This window comes from Pseudooceanicola marinus (genome assembly GCF_002786295.1).
GTDB classification, from domain to species: Bacteria; Pseudomonadota; Alphaproteobacteria; order Rhodobacterales; family Rhodobacteraceae; genus Pseudooceanicola; species Pseudooceanicola marinus.
Map to the genome: position 1 here is coordinate 582024 of NZ_PGTC01000010.1, position 22655 is coordinate 604678.

21 protein-coding genes and 1 tRNA gene are annotated in these 22655 nt (G+C 66.2%); 9 read left to right on the forward strand and 13 right to left on the reverse strand.

Annotated features, from left to right (window positions below; translation table 11 throughout):
- Nucleotide 1: 1 nt before the first annotated feature.
- From aat to CVM50_RS06995, 10 genes are all read right to left on the reverse strand, one after another.
- Nucleotides 2-673, reverse strand: a complete 672-nt coding sequence (gene aat, locus CVM50_RS06950; RefSeq protein ID WP_085887352.1) for a leucyl/phenylalanyl-tRNA--protein transferase — start codon at nucleotides 671-673, stop codon at nucleotides 2-4.
- 102 nt (nucleotides 674-775) lie between these two features.
- Entirely contained in the window at nucleotides 776-2125 is a 1350-nt protein-coding gene (accC, locus tag CVM50_RS06955; protein WP_085887351.1) for an acetyl-CoA carboxylase biotin carboxylase subunit, read from the reverse strand.
- 8 nt (nucleotides 2126-2133) lie between these two features.
- Nucleotides 2134-2634 carry an acetyl-CoA carboxylase biotin carboxyl carrier protein gene (accB, locus tag CVM50_RS06960; protein WP_085887350.1) on the reverse strand — a complete coding sequence of 167 codons (501 nt, stop codon included), beginning with the start codon at nucleotides 2632-2634 and terminating at the stop codon, nucleotides 2134-2136.
- A 206-nt stretch (nucleotides 2635-2840) separates the two neighbouring features.
- Nucleotides 2841-3479: a PRC-barrel domain-containing protein gene (locus tag CVM50_RS06965; protein WP_085887349.1), complete on the reverse strand. Its 639-nt coding sequence runs from the start codon at nucleotides 3477-3479 to the stop codon at nucleotides 2841-2843.
- Nucleotides 3480-3659: 180 nt separating this feature from the next.
- Nucleotides 3660-5612, reverse strand: a complete 1953-nt coding sequence (acs, locus tag CVM50_RS06970; protein ID WP_085887348.1) for an acetate--CoA ligase — start codon at nucleotides 5610-5612, stop codon at nucleotides 3660-3662.
- Between the two features lie 97 nt (nucleotides 5613-5709).
- Nucleotides 5710-6465 (reverse strand): ABC transporter ATP-binding protein, encoded by a 756-nt coding sequence (locus CVM50_RS06975; protein ID WP_085887347.1) that lies wholly within the window; start codon nucleotides 6463-6465, stop codon nucleotides 5710-5712.
- A 102-nt stretch (nucleotides 6466-6567) separates the two neighbouring features.
- Nucleotides 6568-7329 (reverse strand): ABC transporter ATP-binding protein, encoded by a 762-nt coding sequence (locus CVM50_RS06980; protein WP_085887346.1) that lies wholly within the window; start codon nucleotides 7327-7329, stop codon nucleotides 6568-6570.
- A 10-nt stretch (nucleotides 7330-7339) separates the two neighbouring features.
- Entirely contained in the window at nucleotides 7340-8539 is a 1200-nt protein-coding gene (locus CVM50_RS06985) for a branched-chain amino acid ABC transporter permease (RefSeq protein ID WP_085887345.1), read from the reverse strand.
- A 4-nt stretch (nucleotides 8540-8543) separates the two neighbouring features.
- Nucleotides 8544-9575: a branched-chain amino acid ABC transporter permease gene (locus CVM50_RS06990; RefSeq protein ID WP_085887344.1), complete on the reverse strand. Its 1032-nt coding sequence runs from the start codon at nucleotides 9573-9575 to the stop codon at nucleotides 8544-8546.
- A gap of 182 nt (nucleotides 9576-9757) precedes the next feature.
- Nucleotides 9758-11098: a substrate-binding protein gene (locus CVM50_RS06995; RefSeq protein WP_085887343.1), complete on the reverse strand. Its 1341-nt coding sequence runs from the start codon at nucleotides 11096-11098 to the stop codon at nucleotides 9758-9760.
- A 236-nt stretch (nucleotides 11099-11334) separates the two neighbouring features.
- On the opposite strand from CVM50_RS06995, the gene CVM50_RS07000 reads away from it, so the two are divergent.
- The 5 genes from CVM50_RS07000 to CVM50_RS07020 all read left to right on the forward strand — a co-directional run bounded on the left by CVM50_RS07000 (nucleotide 11335) and on the right by CVM50_RS07020 (nucleotide 17697).
- Nucleotides 11335-12675 carry a helix-turn-helix domain-containing protein gene (locus CVM50_RS07000; RefSeq protein WP_085887342.1) on the forward strand — a complete coding sequence of 447 codons (1341 nt, stop codon included), beginning with the start codon at nucleotides 11335-11337 and terminating at the stop codon, nucleotides 12673-12675.
- A 108-nt stretch (nucleotides 12676-12783) separates the two neighbouring features.
- The gene (locus tag CVM50_RS07005) at nucleotides 12784-13155 is read left to right on the forward strand and encodes a response regulator transcription factor (protein WP_085887341.1); all 372 of its coding nucleotides are present in this window, start codon (nucleotides 12784-12786) and stop codon (nucleotides 13153-13155) included.
- Between the two features lie 35 nt (nucleotides 13156-13190).
- A complete protein-coding gene (locus CVM50_RS22205; RefSeq protein WP_306372307.1) occupies nucleotides 13191-13679 on the forward strand; it encodes a hypothetical protein in 489 nt (162 codons plus the stop codon).
- Nucleotides 13679-16369: an ATP-binding protein gene (locus CVM50_RS07015; RefSeq protein WP_085887340.1), complete on the forward strand. Its 2691-nt coding sequence runs from the start codon at nucleotides 13679-13681 to the stop codon at nucleotides 16367-16369. The genes CVM50_RS22205 and CVM50_RS07015 overlap by 1 nt, the downstream gene beginning before the upstream one ends.
- A gap of 77 nt (nucleotides 16370-16446) precedes the next feature.
- Nucleotides 16447-17697: a flagellar motor switch protein FliM gene (locus CVM50_RS07020; RefSeq protein WP_157792136.1), complete on the forward strand. Its 1251-nt coding sequence runs from the start codon at nucleotides 16447-16449 to the stop codon at nucleotides 17695-17697.
- Between the two features lie 239 nt (nucleotides 17698-17936).
- Here the strand turns inward: CVM50_RS07020 and CVM50_RS07025 are convergent, their stop codons facing one another.
- Nucleotides 17937-18359 carry a TIGR01244 family sulfur transferase gene (locus tag CVM50_RS07025; RefSeq protein WP_085887338.1) on the reverse strand — a complete coding sequence of 141 codons (423 nt, stop codon included), beginning with the start codon at nucleotides 18357-18359 and terminating at the stop codon, nucleotides 17937-17939.
- Nucleotides 18360-18598: 239 nt separating this feature from the next.
- Between CVM50_RS07025 and CVM50_RS07030 the strand changes: the two genes are divergently transcribed.
- Nucleotides 18599-18823 (forward strand): hypothetical protein, encoded by a 225-nt coding sequence (locus CVM50_RS07030; RefSeq protein WP_085887337.1) that lies wholly within the window; start codon nucleotides 18599-18601, stop codon nucleotides 18821-18823.
- Nucleotides 18824-18956: 133 nt separating this feature from the next.
- Here the strand turns inward: CVM50_RS07030 and CVM50_RS07035 are convergent, their stop codons facing one another.
- Nucleotides 18957-19172 carry a hypothetical protein gene (locus CVM50_RS07035; RefSeq protein WP_085887336.1) on the reverse strand — a complete coding sequence of 72 codons (216 nt, stop codon included), beginning with the start codon at nucleotides 19170-19172 and terminating at the stop codon, nucleotides 18957-18959.
- A gap of 167 nt (nucleotides 19173-19339) precedes the next feature.
- On the opposite strand from CVM50_RS07035, the gene CVM50_RS07040 reads away from it, so the two are divergent.
- Nucleotides 19340-19606 carry a DUF2312 domain-containing protein gene (locus CVM50_RS07040; protein WP_222478173.1) on the forward strand — a complete coding sequence of 89 codons (267 nt, stop codon included), beginning with the start codon at nucleotides 19340-19342 and terminating at the stop codon, nucleotides 19604-19606.
- A 121-nt stretch (nucleotides 19607-19727) separates the two neighbouring features.
- Here CVM50_RS07040 and CVM50_RS07045 read toward each other — a convergent pair whose 3' ends face one another.
- Nucleotides 19728-20603 carry a hypothetical protein gene (locus tag CVM50_RS07045; RefSeq protein WP_085887335.1) on the reverse strand — a complete coding sequence of 292 codons (876 nt, stop codon included), beginning with the start codon at nucleotides 20601-20603 and terminating at the stop codon, nucleotides 19728-19730.
- Nucleotides 20604-20695: 92 nt separating this feature from the next.
- On the opposite strand from CVM50_RS07045, the gene CVM50_RS07050 reads away from it, so the two are divergent.
- Both CVM50_RS07050 and CVM50_RS07055 read left to right on the forward strand, forming a co-directional pair.
- Entirely contained in the window at nucleotides 20696-22363 is a 1668-nt protein-coding gene (locus CVM50_RS07050) for an ABC transporter permease (protein WP_085887334.1), read from the forward strand.
- 56 nt (nucleotides 22364-22419) lie between these two features.
- Nucleotides 22420-22495, forward strand: a tRNA-Thr gene (locus CVM50_RS07055).
- The last annotated feature ends 160 nt before the right edge of the window (nucleotides 22496-22655 follow it).

Sequence of the window (22655 nt, forward strand, 5' to 3'; positions counted from 1 at the left end):
GTCAGCCGCGCTCTCGCGCGGTCCGGGCGTCGTGCCGGGCCAGCAGACCGTCGACATCCTGTGGCCCGACAGCGGCGAAATTCGCGTCCTGCAGCAGGGCGTCCGACAGGTGCGCATGATAGACCGCCCGGGGCACCTCGACGGCCCCCAGGGAGGCCAGGTGGTGCGTCAGGAACTGCGTGTCGAACAGGGAGTAGCCCGCCAGGTTCAGCCGGTCCACCAGCCAGGCCAGCGCGATCTTCGAGGCATCCGTGCGGCGGCTGAACATGCTCTCGCCGAAGAATGCCCCGCCCAGGGCGACGCCGTAGACGCCGCCGATCAGGGTGCCCTGTTCGTCCCGGACCTCGACCGAATGGGCCTGCCCACGGTCGAAGAGCGCCTCGTAGAGGCGGGCGATCTCGTCGTTGATCCATGTCTCTGCGCGGTCGGCGCAGCCGTCCAGAACGCCGGTGAAATCCCGGTCGAAACTGACGCTGTGATCGGGCCGACGCAGGGCGCGGCGCAACGAGCGGGAAATGTGGAAACTATCCAGCGGAAAGATCCCGCGCCGGCGCGGGTCGACCCAGAACAGCTCGGGGTCGTCACGGCCCTCCGCCATCGGGAAGATGCCGGACATATAGGCCTGAAGCAGAAGATCGGGGGTGATGCCGTCGTCTTCGCTGTCATCCCTCATCGGAAGAGACCTCCGTCGAAGCGCAGCGGCGCGGCGGGAAGGGGCAGGCAGAGCGAGGCAGGGGTCCCTGGCCCCGCTCTGCGCCGATATGAAAGCCGGCGATCAGGGCTTGAAGGTCCTCTCAAGCCAGTCTTCCAGCCAGTGGATGTTGTAGTTGCCGGTCAGGATCTCTTCCTCGCCCAGCAACATCTCGAACAGCGGCACGGTGTTTTCCACGCCATCCACGATCAGCTCTCCCAGGGCCCGGTCGAGACGCGCCAGCGCCTCGCGCCGGTCGCGGCCATGGACGATCAGCTTGCCGATCAGGCTGTCGTAGTAGGGCGGGATCGAGTAGCCGTCGTAAAGCGCGCTGTCCATCCGCACGCCCAGGCCGCCGGGGGCGTGGTAGGCGGTGATCTTGCCGGGGCGCGGTGCGAAGGCCGGCACGGTTTCGGCGTTGATGCGCACCTCGATGGCATGGCCGTTGATCTGCAGGTCATCCTGACCGAACGACAGCGGCAGCCCTTCGGCCACGCGGATCTGTTCGCGCACCAGGTCGACGCCGAAGATCGCCTCGGTCACCGGGTGTTCCACCTGCAGGCGGGTGTTCATCTCGATGAAGTAGAACTCGCCGTTCTCGTACAGGAACTCGATCGTGCCGGCGCCGGCATAGTTGATCTCGGCCACAGCGTCGGCACAGATCTTGCCGATGCGGGCGCGCTCTTCCTCGGTGATGCAGGGGCCGGGAGCCTCTTCCAGCACCTTCTGGTGACGCCGCTGCAGCGAACAGTCACGCTCGCCCAGGTGGACCGCCTGGCCCTTACCGTCACCGAAGATCTGGATCTCGATGTGGCGCGGGGTGGTCAGGTACTTCTCGATGTAGACTTCATCGTTGCCGAAGGCGGCCTTGGCCTCGGACCGGGCGGAGTAGAAGGCGTTCTCCATCTCCTTGGCGTTATGCGCGACCTTCATGCCGCGCCCGCCGCCGCCGGCGGTGGCCTTGATGATGACCGGGTAGCCCATTTCGCCGCCCAGTCTCTGCGCCTCCTCCAAAGAGGCCACCCCACCGTCGGACCCGGGCACGCAGGGCACGCCCAGTTTCTTCATCGTGTCCTTGGCGGTGATCTTGTCGCCCATCACCCGGATGTGCTCGGCGCGGGGGCCGATGAAGGTCAGGCCGTGGTCCTCGACGATCTGCACGAAGGCGGCGTTTTCCGACAGGAAACCGTAGCCTGGGTGGATCGCCTGGGCGCCGGTCACTTCGGCGGCGGCGATGATCGCGGGGATCGACAGATAGCTTTCGGTCGAGGAGGGCGGGCCGATGCAGACGCTTTCATCGGCCATGCGGACATGCATCGCGTCGGCGTCGGCGGTGGAATGCACGGCGACGGACTTGATGCCCATCTCGCGCGCGGCACGGATCACGCGAAGGGCGATCTCGCCGCGGTTGGCGATCAGGATCTTGTCGAACATGGTTCGCCTCACTCGATGATCATCAGCGGGGCACCGTATTCGACGGCGGCCTTATCCTCGACCAGGATGCGCTTGACGGTGCCGGCGCGCGGCGCGGGGATGTGGTTCATGGTCTTCATGGCCTCGACGATCAGCAGCGTGTCACCTTCGGACACCTGGTCACCGACCTTGACGAAGGCCGGCGCGCCGGGCTCGGCCTGCATGTAGATCGTGCCCACCATGGGCGAGGTCACGGCGCCGGGATGATCGGCGGGATCTTCCGACGCGGCAGGGGCCGCAGCGGCGGGCGCTGCAGGGGCGGCCGGGGCGGGTGCGGCGGCAGGCGCCGGGGCCGGCGCGGCATAGCTGATCGGGGCCGGGGCTTCGCCCTTGCGGCTCACCCGGACGTTCAGCTGATCGTCCTTGCCATATTCGCGCTTCACTTCCAGCTCGGTCAGGTCGTTCTCGCGCAGCAGTTCTGCCAGAGCCTGAATGAAGGCCACGTCTGCGTCATGCGTCTTTTCGGTCATTGCACCCTCGGTCACATCTACCTGCTTCCATCGCCGGAAGCCCTATGATTGCAACCTCTATAGAGAAAGCCGGGGGGAGAGAAAAGCCGTGGAACGCACGTGAGGCGCAGCCGGCAAACCACGTCCTGCAAACGGCAGAAGCCGCCCCGGGGGGCGGCTTCGCCTGGCCTGTGGCCAGTCATGATCGCATCAGGATCCGGTCAGGATCAGGAGCCGCCCAGCATCACCGGTTCGTCATCGCTGACCTCTTCGGCGCTCTCCGGATCGAACTCGGCCATCGATTCCAGCTGTTCCTTGGTATAGCCCTCGGCTTTCAGCATCTCGATTTCGCCCTCGGCGGAGGTGGTGGTGCTCAGATCGCTCAGCGGCAGGGCGACGTCATGTTCGCCAAGACCCAGGAAGCCACCGATGCCGACCACGGCCATCTCTTCACCGTTCACCAGCACGACGTTGTCGACCTCGCCGATCACTTCGCCGTTGTCGCCGGCGACTTCATAGCCCACCAGGGTGCTGGCGGTCAGGGTCTCCGGGGTCATGTCGTCCATCGTCTCGTCGACATTCTCGGCCACGTCGTTGGCCGTTTCGCTGATCGCTTCGCCAGCGTCGTTGGCGGTGTCGCTGATGTAGTCGCCGGTTTCCTCGGCGGTATCGGCGATGTCGTCACCCATCGGTTCGCCGTCGTTGTCCAGATCGACCGCGGTATCGCTTTCGGTCTGCACTTCGGCACTGTCATCGGTGATGGCGACGGAGCTGTCGGTGTCGTTCTCCATCTGGGCGAAGGCGGGGGTGGCGGCGGCGATGGCAATGGCTGCGGCACCGGTCATCAGGGTCTTGATCGAAGTCATGTCGGATCTCCTCTTGCGACGTCTCAATTCCTGCCGACACAACCGGCATCCTCCCCCTTCAGTTCCGGGAAAAGTTTCGGGAACTTTTTGAAGGGCTCAGGCATTGAAGAGGCCGCCTGAAAACGCGAAAGGCCCCGCGGCAGGTGCCGCAGGGCCTTGTTTTCAAAGGGGTTGGACGGATCAGCCGCGGTGCATCCGGTTTTCGATCAGCTCGTCCACCACCGACGGGTCGGCCAGCGTCGAGGTGTCGCCAAGCGCGCCATAGTCGTTCTCGGCGATCTTGCGCAGGATCCTGCGCATGATCTTCCCCGAACGCGTCTTCGGCAGGCCGGGCGCCCACTGGATCAGGTCGGGCTTGGCAATCGGGCCGATCTCGGTCCGCACCCACTGTTCCAGTTCCTTGCGCAGCCCGTCCGAAGGCTCCTGATCGTTCATCAGGGTGACATAGGCGTAGATGCCCTGGCCCTTCATATCATGCGGGTAGCCCACCACGGCGGCTTCGGCGACCTTGGCATGCGCCACAAGGGCCGACTCGACTTCCGCCGTGCCCATGCGGTGGCCCGAGACGTTGATCACGTCATCGACCCGGCCGGTGATCCAGAAATAGCCATCCTCGTCGCGGCGGCAGCCGTCGCCCGCAAAGTAGTAGCCCTTGTAGTCGGAGAAATAGGTCTTTTCGAACCGTTCATGATCGCCCCAGACGGTGCGCATCTGGCCGGGCCAGCTGTCGGCGATGGCCAGCACGCCCTCGCACTTGGTCTCTTCGATGATCGTGCCGGCGGTCGGGTCCAGCACCACGGGCTGCACGCCGAAGAAGGGTGTGGTGGCCGAGCCGGGCTTGGTGGGCGTCGCGCCGGGCAGGGGGGTGATCATGTGGCCGCCGGTTTCCGTCTGCCACCAGGTGTCGACGATGGGCAGCTTCCCCTTGCCGATCTTGTCGTTGTACCAGTTCCAGGCCTCTGGGTTGATCGGCTCGCCCACGGTGCCCAGCACCTTGAGGTCCGAAAGGTCGATGCCTTCGACGAATTTGTCGCCCTGGCCCATCAGGGCGCGGATGGCGGTGGGCGCGGTGTAGAACTGGTTGACCTTGTGCTTTTCGCAGACCTGCCAGAAGCGGCTGGCGTCAGGGTAGGTGGGCACGCCTTCGAACATCAGCGTTGTGCCGCCGTTGGCCAGCGGGCCGTAGACGATATAGGTGTGGCCCGTCACCCAGCCCACATCGGCCGAGCACCAGTAGACGTCGCCGTCATGGTAGTCGAAGGTCAGCTGCTGGGTCATCGCGGCATAAAGCAGATAGCCGGCGGAGCTGTGCACCACCCCCTTGGGCCGCCCGGTGGAGCCGGAGGTGTAGAGGATGAACAGCGGGTCCTCGGCGCCCATGGGCCGCACGGGGCAGTCTGGGGCGACCTGTTCCATCATCGCCTTCACGTCGACGTCGCGGTCCTGGATCCAGGTGGTCTGATCGCCGGTGTGTTTCACCACCAGGCAACGCACCTTGTCGGAACAGTGCAGCAGGGCGGCATCGGCGTTGGATTTCAGTGGCGTACGGCGCCCGCCGCGCGGGGCGGTGTCGGCGGTGACCACGACCTTGGCCTGGCAGTCGTTGATCCGGTTGGCCAGCGCGTCAGGCGAGAAGCCGGCGAAGACCACGGAATGGATGGCGCCGATCCGGGCACAGGCCAACATGGCGATGGCGGCCTCGGGGATCATCGGCAGATAGATGACGACACGGTCGCCGCGCATCACGCCCTGGGCCAGTAGCACGTTGGCAAAGCGGCAGACCTTTTCATGCAGCTCGGCATAGGTGATGTGCTGCGCCGGATCCTCGGGGTTGTCGGGCTCGAAGATGATCGCGGTCTGGTCGGCGCGCGCGGGCAGGTGGCGGTCAATGCAGTTGTGGGCGACGTTCATCACCCCGTCCTCGAACCACTTGATGCTGACCTGGCCCAGCGTGAAATCCGTGTCCTTCACAGTGGAAAACGGCTCGATCCAGTCCAGCCGTTCGCGGGCTTCCTTGCCCCAGAAGGCCTTGGGGTCCTCGATCGAGGCCTTGTACATCGCGGCGTATCTGTCCGCGTCCACATGGGCGTTCGCCACGAAGTCGGCGGATGGCGGGTAAGTCGTGTTGGTCATCACGGGCTCCTCATCGCGTGATTAATCGCGGGTCGTTCTAGGCCCCGCGCCGGGGCCGGTTCAAGCCGGCCCCGGTCAGGACTGTCTCACAAACGAGTCAGATCGCAAGGTATTCGGCGCGCAATTCCTCGTTGCCCAGCACTTCGGCGGCCGAGCCGTCGAAGACGATGGAGCCGGTGTCGAGGATCACCGCCCTGTCCGCCAGCTCCAGCGCGCGCACCGCGTTCTGCTCCACTAGGATGGTGGTAATGCCCTGTTCCTTGATGATGCGCAGGGTCTTTTCGATCTCGTCCACGATCACGGGGGCCAGCCCTTCGTAGGGTTCGTCCAGCAGCAACACCTTGATGTCGCGCGCCAGGGCCCGGGCGATGGACAGCATCTGCTGTTCGCCGCCCGAGAGCGTCACGCCCTCCTGCTTGCGGCGTTCGCCCAGGCGCGGGAAAAGCTGGTAGAGACGGTCCACGGACCAGCCGATGGGGGGCGCGATCTGCGCCAGCTGGATGTTTTCCTCCACCGTCAGGCCGGGGATGATGCAGCGATCTTCGGGCACCAGCCCGATGCCGGCCTGCGCCGCCTCGTGGCTGGCCATGCGGTGCAGCGGCTGGTGATCCAGCCAGATCTCCCCATGCGTGACCTGGGGGCTGTTCATCCGCGCGATGGACCGCAGGGTCGAGGTTTTGCCGGCGCCGTTGCGGCCCAGCAGGGCCAGGATCTCGCCCTCGTGCACGTTGAAGCTGATGTTCTGCACGATGTAGCTTTCGCCGTAATAGCTTTCCATGTTCCAGACGGAGAGGAAGGCTGGGGCGGTCTCGGCGTAGTTCTTGCCCTTCGAGAAGTCGGGTTTGACGTTCATGTTCTATCCTTTCTCACTCATCTTGTCCGAAAACCGGATCCCGTTCGCGGCTCTCTCGAACCGTTGGCGGTCGCCGCTCACTCGGGATGAGTGACGAACTCCTTAGGCCGCAGCCGCTTCGCCAAGGTAGGCTTCGCGCACCTTGGGATGGCCCTTGATGTTTTCCGGCACGTCCTCGACCAGCGGCGTGCCCTGGGCCAGCACGGTGATCCGCTCGGCCAGGCTGAAGACCACGTGCATGTCGTGCTCGATGATGACGATGGTGATGTCGCGCTTCTGCTTGATCTCCTTCAGCAGGTCGATCGTGTTGTTGGTGTCCGCCCGCGCCATGCCGGCGGTCGGTTCATCCAGCAGCAGAAGGCGCGGTTCCTGCGCCAGGCACATGGCGATCTCCAGCCGGCGCTTGTCGCCGCGCGACATGGAGGCCGAATGCATGTGCCGTTTCTCGGCCAGGTTCATGTCTTCCATCATCGCTTCGGCGCGCTCGCGGATCTCGGTATCGCTTTCGACGGAGCGGATCCCATTCAGCTTGAACGCGCCGTCCCGCATGGCGAAGCAGGGGATCATCATGTTCTCCATCACCGTCAGGTCGCCGAAGATCTCCGGCGTCTGGAAGACGCGGGAAATGCCCATCTGGTTGATCTCGTAGGGCGTGCGGCCCAGCACCGACTGGCCGTCGAACATGACCGATCCGGTGTCGGGGATCAGCTTTCCCACCAGGCAGTTCAGCAGCGTGGACTTGCCGGCCCCGTTGGGCCCGATGATGGCGTGAACGGTGTTCTCCTTCACGCTGAGGTTCACATCACCGAGGGCCTGGAGGCCGCCGAAACGTTTGCCGACATTCTTGACGTCTAGAATACCCATGTTTCGTTCCTCACTCGGCCGGGGTGGATTGGGTGGCGGTCTTCTTCTCGGCGTCCTTGCGGCGCAGGAGACGGCCCAGACGCTGCCCCCCTTCCACCAGGCCACCGGGCAGGAAGGTCACCACCAGCATGAACAGCAGGCCCAAGGTCAGGTGCCAGCCGGAGCCGACGAAATGCTCCAGCACCCAGACCACGGCGTTCTCGATCCCGTCGGGCAGGGCGTGGAACCAGCTGTGAAGGACCTGCTCGTTGATCTTCGAAAAGATGTTCTCGAAGTACTTGATGAAGCCCGCGCCCAGAACCGGGCCGATCAGGGTGCCGGCACCGCCCAGAATGGTCATCAGCACGACCTCGCCCGAGGCGGTCCACTGCATCCGTTCCGCGCCCGCCAGCGGGTCCATCGAGGCCATGAGACCGCCGGCGAGACCGGCATACATGCCGGAGATGACGAAGGCCGCCAGGGTGTAGGGCTTGGTATTCAGGCCGGTGTAGTTCATCCGCTGCTGGTTCGATTTCACCGCCCGCAGCATCATCCCGAAGGGCGAGCGGAAGATGCGGATGGCCAGGTAGAAGGCCAGCAGCAGCATGATGGCGCACATGTAGTAGCCGTTGTTGAACTGGAAGGACCAGCCGCCGACGTTCATCACCTCGGTCGCGCGCATCTCGATCCCGAAGAAGTTGGTGACGGGGATCGAGCCGGTGGCCGTGGCGGTCTCGCCCAGGATGCGCGGGTCGTCCAGGGTCAGTTGCAGGCCGGTTTCGCCGTTGGTGATCGGCGTCAGCACCGAATAGGCGAGGCGGAAGGACATCTCCGCAAAGGCCAGCGTCAGGATGGAGAAGTAGATCCCCGTGCGCCGCAGCGAGATATAGCCGATCAGCATCGCGAAGAGGCCCGACACGATGACGCTGAGGATGATCGCCGGGACGATGTTCATCGACAGCAGCTTGAACATCCAGACGGCCGAATAGCTGCCCACACCCAGGAAGGCCGCATGGCCGAAGCTGAGGTAGCCGGTCAGCCCGAAGAGGATGTTGAAGCCGATGGCGAAGATCCCGAAGATCACGAAGCGCTGCATCAGGTCCGGATAGCCCGCGTTGAACTGCGCCATGGCGCTGTCGGCGGGGAAGGGGTTCAGGATGAAGGGGGCGAACACCACCAGGGCGGCGACGATCAGCAGCAGGGTGAAGTCTTTCTTGTTCAGTCCCAGCATGGGCTCAGTCCTCCATCACGCCGCGGCGACCCAGAAGGCCCCGGGGGCGGGCAAGCAGAATGACGATGGCGGCAACGTAGATGACGATCTGGTCGATACCGGGGATGATCGACTTGATCTCGTTCATCGAGGCGAAGCTTTCGAGAATGCCCAGCAGGAAGCCCGCGGCGACGGCGCCGGGCAGGGACCCCATGCCGCCCACCACGACGACGACGAAGGACAGCACGAGGAAATCCATGCCCATGTGGTAATTGGGCGAGTTGATCGGCGCGTACATCACCCCTGCAAGCCCCGCGACGGCGGCGGCGAGGCCGAACATGATGGTGAATCGCTTGTCGATGTTGATGCCCAAGAGGCCCACGGTCTCGCGGTCCGCCATGCCGGCGCGCACGACCATGCCGAAGGTGGTGAACTGCAGGAAGGCGAAGACGCCGCCGATGATGACCGCCGCGAAGGCAAAGTAGATCATCCGCCAGTAGGGATAGATGATGGTGTTGGGGTCAAAGCCCATCATGGCGCCGAAGTCGAAGGAGCCCTTGAAGGCGTCGGGCGCGGGCGTCTGGATCGGGTTGGCGCCGTAGTAGTGCTTGATCAGCTCCTGCAGCACGATGGCCAGGCCGAAGGTCACCAGGATCTGGTCGGCATGGGGGCGGCGGTAGAAATGCTTGATCAGCCCGCGTTCCATGATGAAGCCGACGGCGATCATGATCGGGATCGAAAACAGGATCGCCAGGGGCACCGACCAGTCGATGATGGCATGGCCGAGGTCCGGTCCGAACCATCCCTCGATGTAGGGCGTCTTCACTTTCAGCGGGTTGCCCAGGAAGTCGGTGCGGGTCGGATCGACGGTTTCGAAAGACAGGTTCAGCAGCTTGTTCAGCGACACGGCACAGAAGGCGCCGATCATGAACAGAGCGCCATGGGCGAAGTTGACCACGCCGAGCGTGCCGAAGATCAGGGTCAGGCCGAGGGCGATCAGTGCATAGGCACTGCCCTTGTCCAGCCCGTTCAGGATTTGGAGGATGATGGCGTCCATGGCTCTACCTTGGCTCTGTCGGCACGCCCCGTGCCGGGCGGCCGTGCGGAAGTAGGGGGAGAGGGGCCGCACCGGTCAGGCGCGGCCCTCGGAAACGGGACGGGAAGCGGGGACAGGTGGTGCGTCCTGCCCCCGCCCGTCGCGAGGAGGGCTTCCCCCCGCGACCCCGTGCCCCGCAGGCGTCAGGCGCCGGCGTTGCAGGACCCGAGCGCGCCGCCCGAGAACATCGGGTGATCCGGCGCGTAGGTGACCTGATCGACGGGCGTGACCTCGACCACTTCCAGAAGGTCGAACTCGGAGGTCGGGTTGTCCTTCCCCTTCACCACGAGCACGTCCTTGAAGCACTGGTGGTCGTCGGCACGATACAGCGTCTTGCCGTTGCCCAGCCCGTCGAACTCGTAGCCCTCCAGGGCCTCGGCCACGGCGCAGGGGTTGAAGGAACCGGCGCGGGCCACGGCATCCGCATAGAGCAGGGTTTGCACGTAGCAGGTGTGCGCGGCCTGGGACGGCGGGAAGCCGTACTTGGTGCCGAAGCTCTTGACGAAGGCCTGGGAGCCCGCGTCCTGCAGCGACCAGTGCCAGTTGGTGGAGCCAAAGATGCCTTTCACGTTCTCGCCGGCCCCGCGCGCCATCAGGCGCGAGTAGAGCGGCACGACGATCTCGAACTGCTTGCCGTTGACCATCTTCTCGCGCAGGCCGAACTGCACGGCATTGGTCAGCGAGTTGACCATGTTGCCGCCGTAGTGGTTCAGGATCAGCACGTCGGCGTCCGTTTGCAGGATCGGCGTGATGTAGGAGGAGAAGTCGGTCGCCGCCAGCGGGGTGCGGACGGTGTTGACGGTTTCCCAGCCCAGGGACTCGGTCGCCGCCTTGATCGATTCCTCCTGGGTCCAGCCCCAGGTGTAGTCGGCGGTCAGGTGATAGGCCTTGCGATCTGTCCCGTACTGCGAGGCCAGCACCGGGGCGAGGGCCGCGCCGGACATGTAGGCGTTGAAGAAGTGACGGAAGCCGTTGGCCTTCTTGTCCTTGCCGGTGGTGTCGTTGGAGTGGGTCAGGCCGGCCATGAAGATCACGCCCGCTTCCTGGCAGAGACCCTGCACGGCGACGGCCACGCCGGAGGACGAACCGCCGGAGATCATCACCGCGCCGTCCTTCTCGATCATCGACTTGGCCGAGGCACGGGCCGCGTCCGACTTGGTCTGGGTGTCGCCGGTCACGTATTCGACCTTCTTGCCCAGGATGCCGTTGCCCTCCAGCACCTGCGAGCTGAAGGTCTGCATCATGCCGCCGTCGCCTTCACCGTTCAGGTGCTCGACCGCCAGCTGAAAGGCGCGCAGTTCGTCGGCGCCTTCGTCCGCATAGGGGCCCGATTGGGGCACGTTGAAACCCAGGGTGACGGTGCCGCCCGTGGGTTCGTTGGTGAAGGCGCTTGCGCCCGAGGTGAAGATGGTCGGCAGAGCAAGACCGGCGCCAGTTACGGCACCGGTTTTCAATAGCCCGCGACGGGTCAGAAAGTTCGTCATGGATTCCTCCCTAGATCAGGTGCGCCCGGACCTCCTCCGCCCGGCCACTTCATCACGATCGGGTTCAATACCCGAGCGCATGATGCAAAAGGATCATGGCAGAGGAGTGGAAAAGCGATCAACAACCCACTTTCATTGCTTGATTTTTTTGTAAATTAATCGACTATACGTGCGCGAGTTGTGTAAATTAATCAATGTTGCGCCGCAGAATATGGTTGAAAGAACAGGGAAAATTGATGGCTGAACGTGGCAGAGGCGGATCGCTGACCGGCACGCGGATTCGCGAAAGGCGCAATCTGGTGGGCATGCGGCAGGCGGAACTGGCCCGGCGGGCAGGCATCTCGGCCTCCTATCTCAACCTGATCGAGCACAATCGGCGCAGAATCGGCGGGAAGTTGCTGCTGTCGCTGGCCGAGGCGCTGGGGGTCGAGCCCTCCGCCCTGTCGGAGGGCGCGGAGGCCGCGCTTCTGGCTCAGCTGCGCCAGGCCGCCGCCGACCGGCCTGAGGCCGGGGCTGACCTGGAACGGATCGAGGAATTCGTCGGCCGTTTCCCGGGCTGGGCACAGTTGGTGGCGCAGCAGGGCCAGCGCCTGGGGGCCCTGCAGCAGGCGGTGGAGGCGCTGACCGATCGCCTGACCCATGACCCCCACCTGGCCGCCTCCCTGCACGAGGTGCTGTCGACCGTCACGGCGATCCATGCCTCGGCCGAGATCCTGGTGGCGGAGAAGGAGCTGGAGCCCGAATGGCGGGACCGCTTCAACCGCAACATCCGCGAGGAGAGCGCCCGCCTGGCCGAGGGCGCACGGCGTCTGGTCGAGGAACTGGACGAGGGCGAGACCAGCGAGGCGGCCATCGCCTCGCCCCAGGACCAGGTCGAGGGGTTCCTCAGCGATCACGGGTTCCACTTCCCCGCGCTGGAAGGGGGCGCCGAGGACGGTGCGGTGGAGGCGTTGCTGTCGGCGGCCGCCGAACGTCTTGGGTCGGGCGCCGCCCGGCTGATGGCGCGGCGGGTGCTGGACCGCTACGCACGCGAAGCGGCGGCGCTGCCGGTTTCGGCGGTGATCGAGGCCCTGCCGGAGGGCGTGGTGCTGGACCCGGCGGCCCTGGGGGCGCATTTCGGCGTCGATGCCGGGCGGATGATGCGCCGACTGGCGACGCTGCCTGCCGACCGGCTGGCCGAGAAGGGGCAGGCGCCCCTGGGGCTGGTGGCCTGCGACGCCTCGGGCACGCTGACCTTCCGCAAGCCGCTGGACCGCTTCCCGCTGCCACGCTTCGGCGCGGCCTGTCCGCTTTGGCCGCTCTTCCAGGCGCTGAGCCGGCCGATGATGCCGATTGCCGGGAAGATCCGCCTGGCGGGCCGGTCGGAGGGGGTCTTCGTCACCCATGCCATCGCCCAGCCCGTGGGCGCCCCCGTGGCCAACCGCGATCCTACCTTCGAGGCGCATATGCTGATCCAGCCGGGGCGCGCCGAGGACCCTGCGGACCTGCCGCGCGTCGGGGTGACCTGTCGGATCTGCCCGAAAGCGGATTGCCGAGGGCGTCGCGAACCCTCCATCATGGCGGAAAGCGGGGGCTGAGGCTTTTTGGCGTCACTGATTCCGGTTGCGCGCGAGAAGGCGCTTTCAACGCGTCCGTGAAGACTGCTAGAACTTTCCGGCATTGCTCTGCTGGGAGGGGAGGACCGAATGAGCAAGTCCGTACTCGTCGTCGAGGACGAGCCAAACATCATCGAGGCGATTTCCTTCATCCTGTCGCGGGACGGCTGGCACGTGTCCAGCCACTCCAACGGCGTGGATGCGGTGGAGGTGATCCGTGCGCGGGCGCCCGATCTGGTGATCCTCGACGTGATGCTGCCCGGCCGCTCCGGATACGACATCCTGCGCGAGCTGCGCGCGGGAGACGGCGCCGGGGCCAGCCTGCCAGTTCTGATGCTGACCGCCCGTGGCCAAACCAAGGATCGCGCCCTGGCCGAGGAAATCGGCGCCAGCCGCTTCATGTCGAAACCCTTCTCCAACGCCGAGGTGCTGGAGGCGGTGAACGCGCTGGTCGCGCCGTGATGCGCTGCCTCGAAGGTCCGGGGGACTAGACGCCGATGAGCCCGCCGCCGGTCCGCCCCGTTTTCCTCGAACGCCAGAGCTACCGTCAGCGCCGGCTGATCGACGCGGCACGGTTGCTGCCGATCCTGGGGGTGCTGTTGCTGGCGGTGCCGCTCCTGTGGCCGGAGGGCAATGAGTTCGAACTGGGAGAAGGCAGCGCGGGGCAGGGCCTGCCGGTGTCGCGGGCGATGATCTACATCTTTTCCGTCTGGGCCGGGCTGGCCATCGCCTCGGCCCTGCTGGTCTGGCGCCTGTCGGTCGAGGAGGTCGAGCGGCTGGACAGTGGCGGGGCGGGGGGCGCACGCGGTGCCGCACCCGACCTGCCGGCCGCGTTTGTCCTGCGCCCCCGGGGGGCGGGTCCCACGGCTGCGGGCCCGGACCTCGGCCGTGAGGATCCGGTCGCCGATGACATGGACGCCGATGGTATAAGCATCGAGAACCCGGGCGCAGAGGGTGGGGATGGCGCCGGCGGGGGCCGGGACTGATGGCCTCGCTCAACCTGCTGATCGCGGTCTGCATGGCCTATGGCGCGGCGCTGTTCCTGGTGGCCTTCGGTGCCGAACGCGCGGCCCTGCGCGGGCGTTCGGGCTGGTTGCGTTCGCCCATCGTCTACACCCTGTCTCTGTCGATCTACTGCACCGCCTGGACCTTCTACGGGGCCGTCGGCTTCGCCGCGCGGTCGGGGCTGGAATACATGACGATCTACATCGGCCCGTCATTGGTGATGATCGGTTGGTTCTGGGGGCTGCGCAAGATCGTGCGGATCGGGCGCAGCCAGCGCATCACCTCGGTCGCCGACCTCATCTCGTCGCGCTACGGCAAGTCGAACCTGCTGGCCGTCGCCGTGACCCTGATCGCGGTCGTGGGCACCACGCCCTACATCGCCCTGCAATTGCAATCCGTGACGCAGAGCTTCGCCGTCTTCGCCGCCGCTGATCCCACGGCGCGCATGGGTGCTGAAAGTCAGACCACCGCGCTTTGGGTCGCCGCCGGGCTGGCGGCCTTCACCGTGCTTTTCGGCACCCGCAACCTGGATGCCAACGAACGCCACCACGGCGTCGTCATGGCCATCGCGGTGGAGGCGGTGGTGAAGCTTTGCGCGCTGCTGGCCGTGGGCATCTACGTGGTCTGGGGCCTGGGTGGTGGTTTGGGGGAGACGCTCGCACGGATCGATGCCTCGGCCCGGCTGGGGGAATGGCATATCGCCAACGGCCGCTGGTCGGGGCTGATCTTCCTCGCGGGCGCGGCCTTCCTGACCCTGCCGCGGATGTTCCAGGTGCTGGTGGTGGAAAACGAGGATGAACGCCATCTGCGCACCGCCTCCTGGGCCTTTCCCGGCTATGTCATGCTGATGAGCCTTTTCGTCATGCCGATTGCCGTGGCCGGCCTGTCGACGCTGCCGCGCGGCTCGAACCCCGACATGTTCGTCCTCACTCTGCCGCTGAGCCAGGGGCAGACCGGGCTGGCGGTCTTTTCCTTCATCGGGGGTTTCAGTTCCGCCACCTCGATGGTGATCGTGGCCGCCATTGCCCTGTCGACCATGGTGTCGAACCACATTGTCATGCCGATCTGGCTGAAGCTGCAGCCGGGCAAGGGGGCGATGGTTTCGGGCGACGTGCGCCACGTGGTGATCCTGGCGCGGCGGCTGTCGATCGTCGGCGTGCTCTTCCTCGGCTATCTCTACTACCACCTGTCGGGCGGGGGCGCGGCGCTGGCGGCCATCGGCCTGATCTCCTTTTCGGGGGTGGCACAGTTCCTGCCGCCGCTTCTGGGCGGGATCTTTTGGCGCGGCGGCGCGCGGTCGGGCGCCCTGGCCGGGCTGGGCGCGGGCTTTGCCATCTGGCTGTGGTGCCTTTTCCTGCCGTCCTTCGGCGAAGGCGTGGTGATCCCGGCGGAGGTCATGCGGCACGGGCCCTGGGGCCTCAGCTGGCTGCGGCCCTATGCGCTTTTCGGGATCGAGGGGCTGGATCCGCTGGTGCACGGGGTCCTGTGGTCGATGCTGATCAACTCCGGCCTCTTCGCCGGGATCTCTCTGCTGTCCTTTCCCAGCCCGATGGAGCGCCTGCAGGGGGCACAGTTCGTCAACATCTTCCAGCATTCCGCCAGCCCCCGCGGCTGGGAAGGCGGCACGGCGCAAAGCGAGGATCTGATGGTCATGGCGCAGCGCCTGCTGGGGGCGCGCGAGGCGCAGAAGCTGTTCCAGCGGGAGGCGGAACGCCAGGGCGTGCAGGGCTACCTGCCCGAACCCACGGGGGAGTTCCTCCAGGTGCTGGAACGCGAGCTGTCGGGCAGCGTGGGCGCGGCCACGGCGCACGCCATGGTGGGTCAGATCGTCGGCCGCGCCGCCGTGTCGGTCGAGGACCTGATGGCTGTGGCCGATGAGACGGCGCAGATCATGGAATACTCCAGCCAGCTGGAAGCCAAGTCGGCCGAACTGGCCCGCACCGCCCGGCAGCTGCGGCTGGCGAACGAGAAGCTGACCCAGCTGTCGGTGCAGAAGGACGCCTTCCTCAGCCAGATCAGCCACGAGTTGCGCACGCCCATGACCTCGATCCGGTCCTTTTCCGAGATCCTGCGCGATGCCCCGGACCTGTCCGGCGAGGCGAAATCGAAATATGCCCAGATCATCCATGACGAGGCGAAGCGCCTGACCCGCCTGCTGGACGATCTGCTGGACCTGTCGGTCCTGGAAAACGGCCAGGTGACCCTGAACCAGAGCCGGGTGCGTCTGGGCGACGTGCTGGACCACGCGGTGCATGCCACCGGTGCCGAAGATGGCCGGCTGTCCCTGCGCCGCACCCCGGCGCAGGAGGACATCTGGATCGACACCGATGGCGACCGTCTGGCGCAGGTCTTCATCAACCTGATCGCCAATGCGCGGAAGTACTGCGATGCCGAGGCACCGGTGCTGCGCATCTCCGTGCGCCGGGCCGAGGGGCAGCTGATCGTGGATTTCATCGACAACGGGTCGGGCGTCGAGACGTCGCAACAGGCCATGATCTTCGAGAAATTCGCCCGCATCGGCGATCAGAAGGCCGGTGGCGCGGGCCTTGGCCTGGCCATCTGCCGGGAGATCATGCTGCGCCTGGGCGGTGCCATCTCCTACCTGCCGGGGCAGGGGGGCGCGGCCTTCCGCGTCGTGCTGCCACCGCCGGAGGCACTGGCGGCGCAATAAGGCCGGGCTAAAGCGAATGGTAACCATCTGACGCCTACAACCAGCGGGGAAACCCGCGAATGGCGGTGGCGAAAGACATGGCATCAACTGCATCCAATGCGGTGCTGCGCAAAAAGGCGTCAGCGGCGCGAGAGACCTACCAGGCCCGGGCGATGTCGCCCGAGAAGGCCTTGCGGCTGTCGCTTGCCAAGAGCGCGGACGAGCTTTTGGACATGTCGCTGGTCGTGCTGTCGTGCCAGTACGACTACCTCTCGGCGGATGATCTGACCGGGCATCTGGCCGATGACGGGCTGCTGGTGCTGCTGGATGGCGCCGGGCGGGTGACCGGGGCGATGATGCTGGATCTGATGGCGGCTTCCGCCCTGGTGGAGCAGAGCACCATGGGCCGCGTTTCCCCGTTGGAGCCGGAGCCGCGCGCGACCACCACCACGGATGCCGCCCTGATCGGGCCGATCCTCGACGATGTCTTCCTGCGCCTGGCGATGATGCTGGAAGGGGACCCGGCGGCGGACTGGATGGCCGGGTACAGCTTCGGCGTCCGGTTGGAAAACGTGCGGCTGATGAGCCTGGCGCTGGATGCCCCGGATTTTCACGTCTTCCGTCTGCATGCCGAATTCGGCGGCACCCGGCAGGGGCACATGCTCTTCGCGCTGCCCGATCGCCGCCACCTGCCCGCGATCGAGCAGGAGGGCGAGGCGGCCGGCGACGCCGGACCCACCGTGGGCGAAGCGGTCATGTCGGCGCCCGCCACCATCGACGCGGTCCTGCACCGCACCACGATGCCCTTTGCCCGCGTCAGCGCGCTGAAGGTGGGGGACCTGATCGAGATTCCCCGCGCGGCCCTGACCCAGACCCGGCTGGAAACCCGCGGCGAGACCGGTCGCGCGGCTTGCCTCGGCAAGGTTCGGCTGGGCCAGATGGGCGGCTTTCGTGCCGTGCGGCTGACCATGGCGGAGCTGGCCGAGGCGCAGGGCGGCGGTGGCGCGGGCCAGGCCGGCCTGCCTGCTCCGGATGGCGGCAGAGCGGCGGGCTCGGCGATGGACGGTGGGGAGATGGGTTTCGCCGGCGCTGACATGGCGGAGGCGTCGCCCGCACCGATGGATCTCGACGCGATGGCGTTCGATGCGGCGGAGATCGGTGGGGTCGACAGCGAGGACGTCGGGGGCCTCCCACCCCTTGCCGATCTGCCATCCTCCGATGGCGGGGGAGAGGCGGATTTCCCCGCGCTCGACGATCTGCCCGATCTGTCGGACCTGCCGGAGTTGGAGGCAGGAGACGACGATTTCCCGGCCATGCCCCTGGCAGATCTGCCCGACCCGGAGGAATAAGACGCCGCGGCAGGCTCCGGACGATCCCGCGCCGTGGGCTGCTCTTCGCCCCTTTCGGCAAGGCGAAAGGCCTCTGGCGCGAAGAGCCGGAGACCGTCGGAACAGCATGAAAAAAGCGGCCGCGAGGGGCGCTGTCACGTCATGGGCGTTGAGGGGAGGGCAGAGGAGGGCGCCCGGCGAGCGCCTGGTGGCCGCGAGGGCCGGGGTGCGGCCCGGTGACCGGGCCCGCGCCTGTCGGTTCAGCCCATCTGTTCGAGGCGGGGGCGCAGGTTCGACAGGTCGTAACCTGCGCGGGCGGTGGTCGCGAGGATCTCCTCGGTGCCAAGCGCGCCGCTCATCGCCTGGCCCAGCGACCAGATCACCGAACAGCGGGTGCCCGAGGCGCAGTAGGCCAGCACCGGGCCATCGGCCTCGATCAACTCCATCTGCCGCGCGATATTCTCGGGCGTCATGGTGTCATGGGTCAGGGGCAGCACGGCAAAGTCGATGCCGGCGGCCTCGGCGGCCTTGGCCATGGTGTCGGCTTGAAGAGCCGGAGGCACCTCGGCGTCGGGGCGATTGCAGATGACCCGGGTGAACCCGGCATCCCGGATGGCCGTGAGGTCTTCCGGTTCGATCTGCGGGGAGACGGAATACTGCGGGGTGATTTGACGAATGTTCATATCCCATCAATAGGAGCGGCCCCGACGCCTGTCCAGATGCGGGGCGACCGGCGGGGTGGGGCCTCGCGACCTTCTGCCGCGTCGGTGATCATTTCCTTTGGGCGCGGGGCGTCGCTTTCGCTATAGTTGTATCAGGTCCCGTCGGAGGAGCGGCGGCCCCATTTCATCGAAAAGTACCGGGAAGCTGGCCGCAGGATGCTGCGGCGCAGAGGCTTCCCCCCACACCCGGAGGAGCCATCATGAACCCTGTCGCGCTTGACGAGTTGCAGCGGAAATTCGCGAATGTGTCGGAGCTGATTTCCGGAACACGGCCGGGTAGCCGGCATCATCACCTGCCCGAATTGCATGACCTGATCGGGAATTACACCCGCCGCGGCCTGATGGTGCCAGCCCCCCTGCGGCAGCTGCAGGAAGACCTGACCAACGAGGCCATCGAATCCCGCTTTGACAACATGCCGGTCTGAGATCGGAGGCGGACGGCCCTCCGTCCGCGCTGCGGCGCCCGGGATGCGGCGCCGCGGCATCGATTTCCGAGACGCCCGTGTCGAATCGCACGAGAGCGAACGACCCAGTGACCCGGGCCACGCAGGCCGTCGGTCAGCCCAGCCAGATCCCCAGGATCACCAGCATCAGCCCGAAGACAGACAGCAGCAATCCGCCCATGTTCATCGGCATGGCGCGGCGGATCACCTCGCGCAGTTCGGCGTCTTCCAGCCCGGCCGAGCGACCGCGCGCCACCTTGATGATCGACCAGACCAGCAGCACCAGGCCAACCAGCGACACCGCTGCGCCCCCCCAGATCATCACGTCCATCGACTTCTCCGCCTATCGCTTGTCACATCTGCGTTTCGCGCGTAGCGGAGCGGGACCGCCGTTGCAAGCGCGGGGGCGGAATGGACCCTTGCGGCGGGGCGCCCGCGCCGCTAGCAAAGGAAGCTGCCCGAGCAGGGGACCGCGCATAAAAACAGGAGGCGACAGCCATGATGGACGATGAAGACGTCAAGTCCGACAACTACCGTGTGACCGCAGGCGAGCTGCGCCAGTTCATCGAACGCTTCGAGCGCCTCGACGCGGAAAAGAAGGACCTGGCGGACCAGCAGAAAGAGGTCATGGCAGAGGCCAAGGGCCGCGGCTATGACGTGAAGGTCCTGCGCAAGCTGATCGCCCTGCGCAAGCGCGAGCCCGATGACATCGCCGAGGAAGAGGCGGTTCTGGAAATGTACAAGGAAGCGCTCGGCATGCACTGAGCGCCTCGGGCCGGGCGGGGCATCCCCCCGCTGGCCTTCGCGGTGCGCGCGCTTTGCGCTCCGCCCTCGGGCCGGACCGTCAGCGTACATGCGGGGCCCGGCACGCGACCTGCCGCGTCACCTATGGCGTGATGAAGGTCACTCCGGGAAGGCGTTCGATCTCGTAGACGTCTTCTTCGTAAAGCTCCGTCAGCATGTCGATCATCAGCTCGTCCCAGTCGGGGCCGGTCAGCTCTTCCTCCAGCGCGTCGTCCAGGGCGAACTTGTCGAGGAAGACGGTGGCGGCGCGGCGGCGCTGGCTTTCGCTCATCCCAGGATGAGCGGCCAGGTAGGCCTCGAAGCGGCGCATGCCCTCGGGCGACATGATGTCGGTCAGCATGTCAAACTCGCCGTCCAGCCGGTGCTCCGGTGACAGCCCCGCCAGTTCACGCATGACCTCGCCCCAGATCAGGGGCGTATCCTCGTGGCACCAGCAGGTGATCTTCATGTCCGGCACGGTCTCGCGGATGCGCCCGATCAGCTCCGACCAGCGCAGCGCCAGAGGATCGGTGCCGCCCATGAACTGGTCGAAGCTTTGCTGCGGGGAGATGTTGAAGACGTCCGGCAGGTAGGTCGCCGGGTTGCGCACCGCCAGGAACAGCTCTTGCCGGTCGCCGGCGAAGAACTCGCGGAAATCGGCCAGCTTGGTCTCCGCGTGGGGATAGAACTGGTCGTCCGCCACCGCCAGCTTGGGCACGCAGAAGAAGTTTTCGTTCGACAGTACCAGCCGCTCGGGCGTCTCGTGATCCAGCGTCTGCGTGAGGAAACGATCACGCGCGCCGGCCTCGGGTGGACGCGAGGACAATTCGTGGATGGCATCGCGCAGCGCGCGGCGATAGCGCGACGGCCCGGGGACGGCGATGCCGTCGTCATGCAGGCGGTCGCGGTTCTTCAGCAGGCAGCGGATCAGCCGGTCTTCGTCCGTGGTGTGCACCCCGGCGTGGAGAACAACCTGCATCACCTCACCTCACCTGCCGTCACGTTCTGCGGTCGGTTTTCTATATACGCTCACATCTGGACAGGCAAAGCGGTTTCGGGCAACCAGACCTCATGCCGCAAGACCACGCCCAGATCCCCCGGACCGCATCGTCGCGCCCCACGCGGCGCCTTCCCTCGCCCTGGTCGGTGGGGGCGGCGCTGATCGCGGCGCTGGTGCTCTTCCCGATCCTGTCGGTGATCTGGACCGCGCTCTGGCCCGAGGCGAACATCTGGCCGCATCTGGTGGCGACGACCCTGCCGCGCTACCTGGGCAATTCGCTGATCCTGATGGGGGCCGTGGGGGCGCTGACCGGCGCCGTGGGCACCGGGGCGGCCTGGCTGGTGACGCGTTATCGCTTCCCCGGCCATCGCTGGCTGGAATACCTGTTGCTGCTGCCCATGGCGATCCCGGCCTATGTGGGCGCCTATGCGCTGGTCGATTTCCTGGAATACGCGGGACCGGTGCAGACCGGGCTGCGCAGCCTCTTCGGCTGGACCTCCTCACGCGAATACTGGTTCCCTGAAATCCGCTCGATCGGGGCGGCGATCGTGGTGCTGACGGCTTCGCTTTATCCTTACGTCTACCTGCTGTCGCGCGCGGCCTTCCGCGAACAGTCCGGCGGCGCCGAAGAGGTGGCCATGTCGCTGGGGCGCGGCCCCATTCGGCGGTTCCTGACCGTGGGTCTGCCTCTGGCGCGGCCCGCCATCGCCGCCTCGGTCGCCATCGTGATGATGGAGACGGTGAATGATTTCGGCACCGTCGACTATTTCGCCGTGCAGACCCTGACCACGGGCATCTTCTCGGTCTGGCTGCAAAGCTACAACGCCGGCGGCGCCGCGCAAATCGCCTGCGTGATCCTTGGTCTCGTGGTCTTTCTGGTGCTGCTGGAGAAAAGTTCGCGCCGCCGCCTGCGCTACTACAACCTGTCCAGCCGTCACCGGCCCGTGGTGCCGGTGCACCTGCGCGGCCTGGCCGGCTGGGCCGCCACGCTGGCCTGTGCGCTGCCCTTCGCCCTGGGGTTCGTCCTGCCGGGGGCCGTCATCACCAGTCACGCCTGGAACGAGGTCGGGGCCTGGACCGACCCGGGCCTGCTGACTGCGCTGCGCCATACGCTGACGGTCTGCGCGCTGGCAGCCCTGGTAACGGTCGCCGCGGCGGTCTTCCTGGTCTACGGGGTGCGTCTGTCGGGCGCTGCGCTGCCGCGCCTGCTGATGCCGGTGACAACCATCGGGTACGCGGCCCCCGGCGCGGTGCTGGCCGTGGGTATCCTGATCCCGCTGGCCGGCATCGACCATCGTCTGGCCGACGGTATCAGCGCGCTGACCGGGTATGACCCTGGCCTCCTGCTGACCGGTACGGGCTTTGCCCTGGTCCTGGCCTACTCGGTGCGCTTCTTCGCCATCGCCCAGGGGGCGGCCGACAGCGCCATGGGTCGCATCCCGCCCTCGCTGCCCATGGCGGCGCGGTCTCTGGGTCGCAACCGTGCGGCGGTGTTGCGCGAGGTGCATTTCCCGCTGATCCGGGGCTCCCTGGCCTCGGCCCTGTTGCTGGTCTTCGTGGACAGCGTGAAGGAATTGCCAGCGACGCTTCTGCTCAGACCCTTCAATTACGACACCCTGGCGACGCGGGTGCATGAGAAGGCCAGCCTGGAGCAGTTGGGGGAGGCGGCCCCGGCGGCCCTGGTGGTGATCGCGGTGGGCCTCTGCGCCGTGGCGCTTCTCGCCCGTGCCAATCGCTGACCCTGTGGCGCAACCCTCTTGAACGGCGCGGGCGATCCGCGTAAACGGCCTGTGATGCCCCTATAGCTCAGCTGGTAGAGCAACTGATTTGTAATCAGTAGGTCCGCGGTTCGAGTCCGTGTGGGGGCACCACTTCCTTCCAGCCTAGTTGATTTGAAACGATAAAATCCAGGATTTGTCCCACGGATTTTGAGCGTGGGACACTTTGGGGAAGCCGCGATGCTTGTGGTAGAGATTCTGCAGTCAGTCCTCTGAGTTGTCAGGTTGGTGTTAGCTCATGCTGGCGCTGAAC

Coding starts and splice junctions, on each gene's coding strand:
- aat (WP_085887352.1), bottom strand. CDS start 673: ATGAGGGATGACAGCGAAGACGACGGCATCACCCCCGATCTTCTGCTT.
- accC (WP_085887351.1), bottom strand. CDS start 2,125: ATGTTCGACAAGATCCTGATCGCCAACCGCGGCGAGATCGCCCTTCGC.
- accB (WP_085887350.1), bottom strand. CDS start 2,634: ATGACCGAAAAGACGCATGACGCAGACGTGGCCTTCATTCAGGCTCTG.
- CVM50_RS06965 (WP_085887349.1), bottom strand. CDS start 3,479: ATGACTTCGATCAAGACCCTGATGACCGGTGCCGCAGCCATTGCCATC.
- acs (WP_085887348.1), bottom strand. CDS start 5,612: ATGACCAACACGACTTACCCGCCATCCGCCGACTTCGTGGCGAACGCC.
- CVM50_RS06975 (WP_085887347.1), bottom strand. CDS start 6,465: ATGAACGTCAAACCCGACTTCTCGAAGGGCAAGAACTACGCCGAGACC.
- CVM50_RS06980 (WP_085887346.1), bottom strand. CDS start 7,329: ATGGGTATTCTAGACGTCAAGAATGTCGGCAAACGTTTCGGCGGCCTC.
- CVM50_RS06985 (WP_085887345.1), bottom strand. CDS start 8,539: ATGCTGGGACTGAACAAGAAAGACTTCACCCTGCTGCTGATCGTCGCC.
- CVM50_RS06990 (WP_085887344.1), bottom strand. CDS start 9,575: ATGGACGCCATCATCCTCCAAATCCTGAACGGGCTGGACAAGGGCAGT.
- CVM50_RS06995 (WP_085887343.1), bottom strand. CDS start 11,098: ATGACGAACTTTCTGACCCGTCGCGGGCTATTGAAAACCGGTGCCGTA.
- CVM50_RS07000 (WP_085887342.1), top strand. CDS start 11,335: ATGGCTGAACGTGGCAGAGGCGGATCGCTGACCGGCACGCGGATTCGC.
- CVM50_RS07005 (WP_085887341.1), top strand. CDS start 12,784: ATGAGCAAGTCCGTACTCGTCGTCGAGGACGAGCCAAACATCATCGAG.
- CVM50_RS22205 (WP_306372307.1), top strand. CDS start 13,191: ATGAGCCCGCCGCCGGTCCGCCCCGTTTTCCTCGAACGCCAGAGCTAC.
- CVM50_RS07015 (WP_085887340.1), top strand. CDS start 13,679: ATGGCCTCGCTCAACCTGCTGATCGCGGTCTGCATGGCCTATGGCGCG.
- CVM50_RS07020 (WP_157792136.1), top strand. CDS start 16,447: ATGGCATCAACTGCATCCAATGCGGTGCTGCGCAAAAAGGCGTCAGCG.
- CVM50_RS07025 (WP_085887338.1), bottom strand. CDS start 18,359: ATGAACATTCGTCAAATCACCCCGCAGTATTCCGTCTCCCCGCAGATC.
- CVM50_RS07030 (WP_085887337.1), top strand. CDS start 18,599: ATGAACCCTGTCGCGCTTGACGAGTTGCAGCGGAAATTCGCGAATGTG.
- CVM50_RS07035 (WP_085887336.1), bottom strand. CDS start 19,172: ATGGACGTGATGATCTGGGGGGGCGCAGCGGTGTCGCTGGTTGGCCTG.
- CVM50_RS07040 (WP_222478173.1), top strand. CDS start 19,340: ATGATGGACGATGAAGACGTCAAGTCCGACAACTACCGTGTGACCGCA.
- CVM50_RS07045 (WP_085887335.1), bottom strand. CDS start 20,603: ATGCAGGTTGTTCTCCACGCCGGGGTGCACACCACGGACGAAGACCGG.
- CVM50_RS07050 (WP_085887334.1), top strand. CDS start 20,696: ATGCCGCAAGACCACGCCCAGATCCCCCGGACCGCATCGTCGCGCCCC.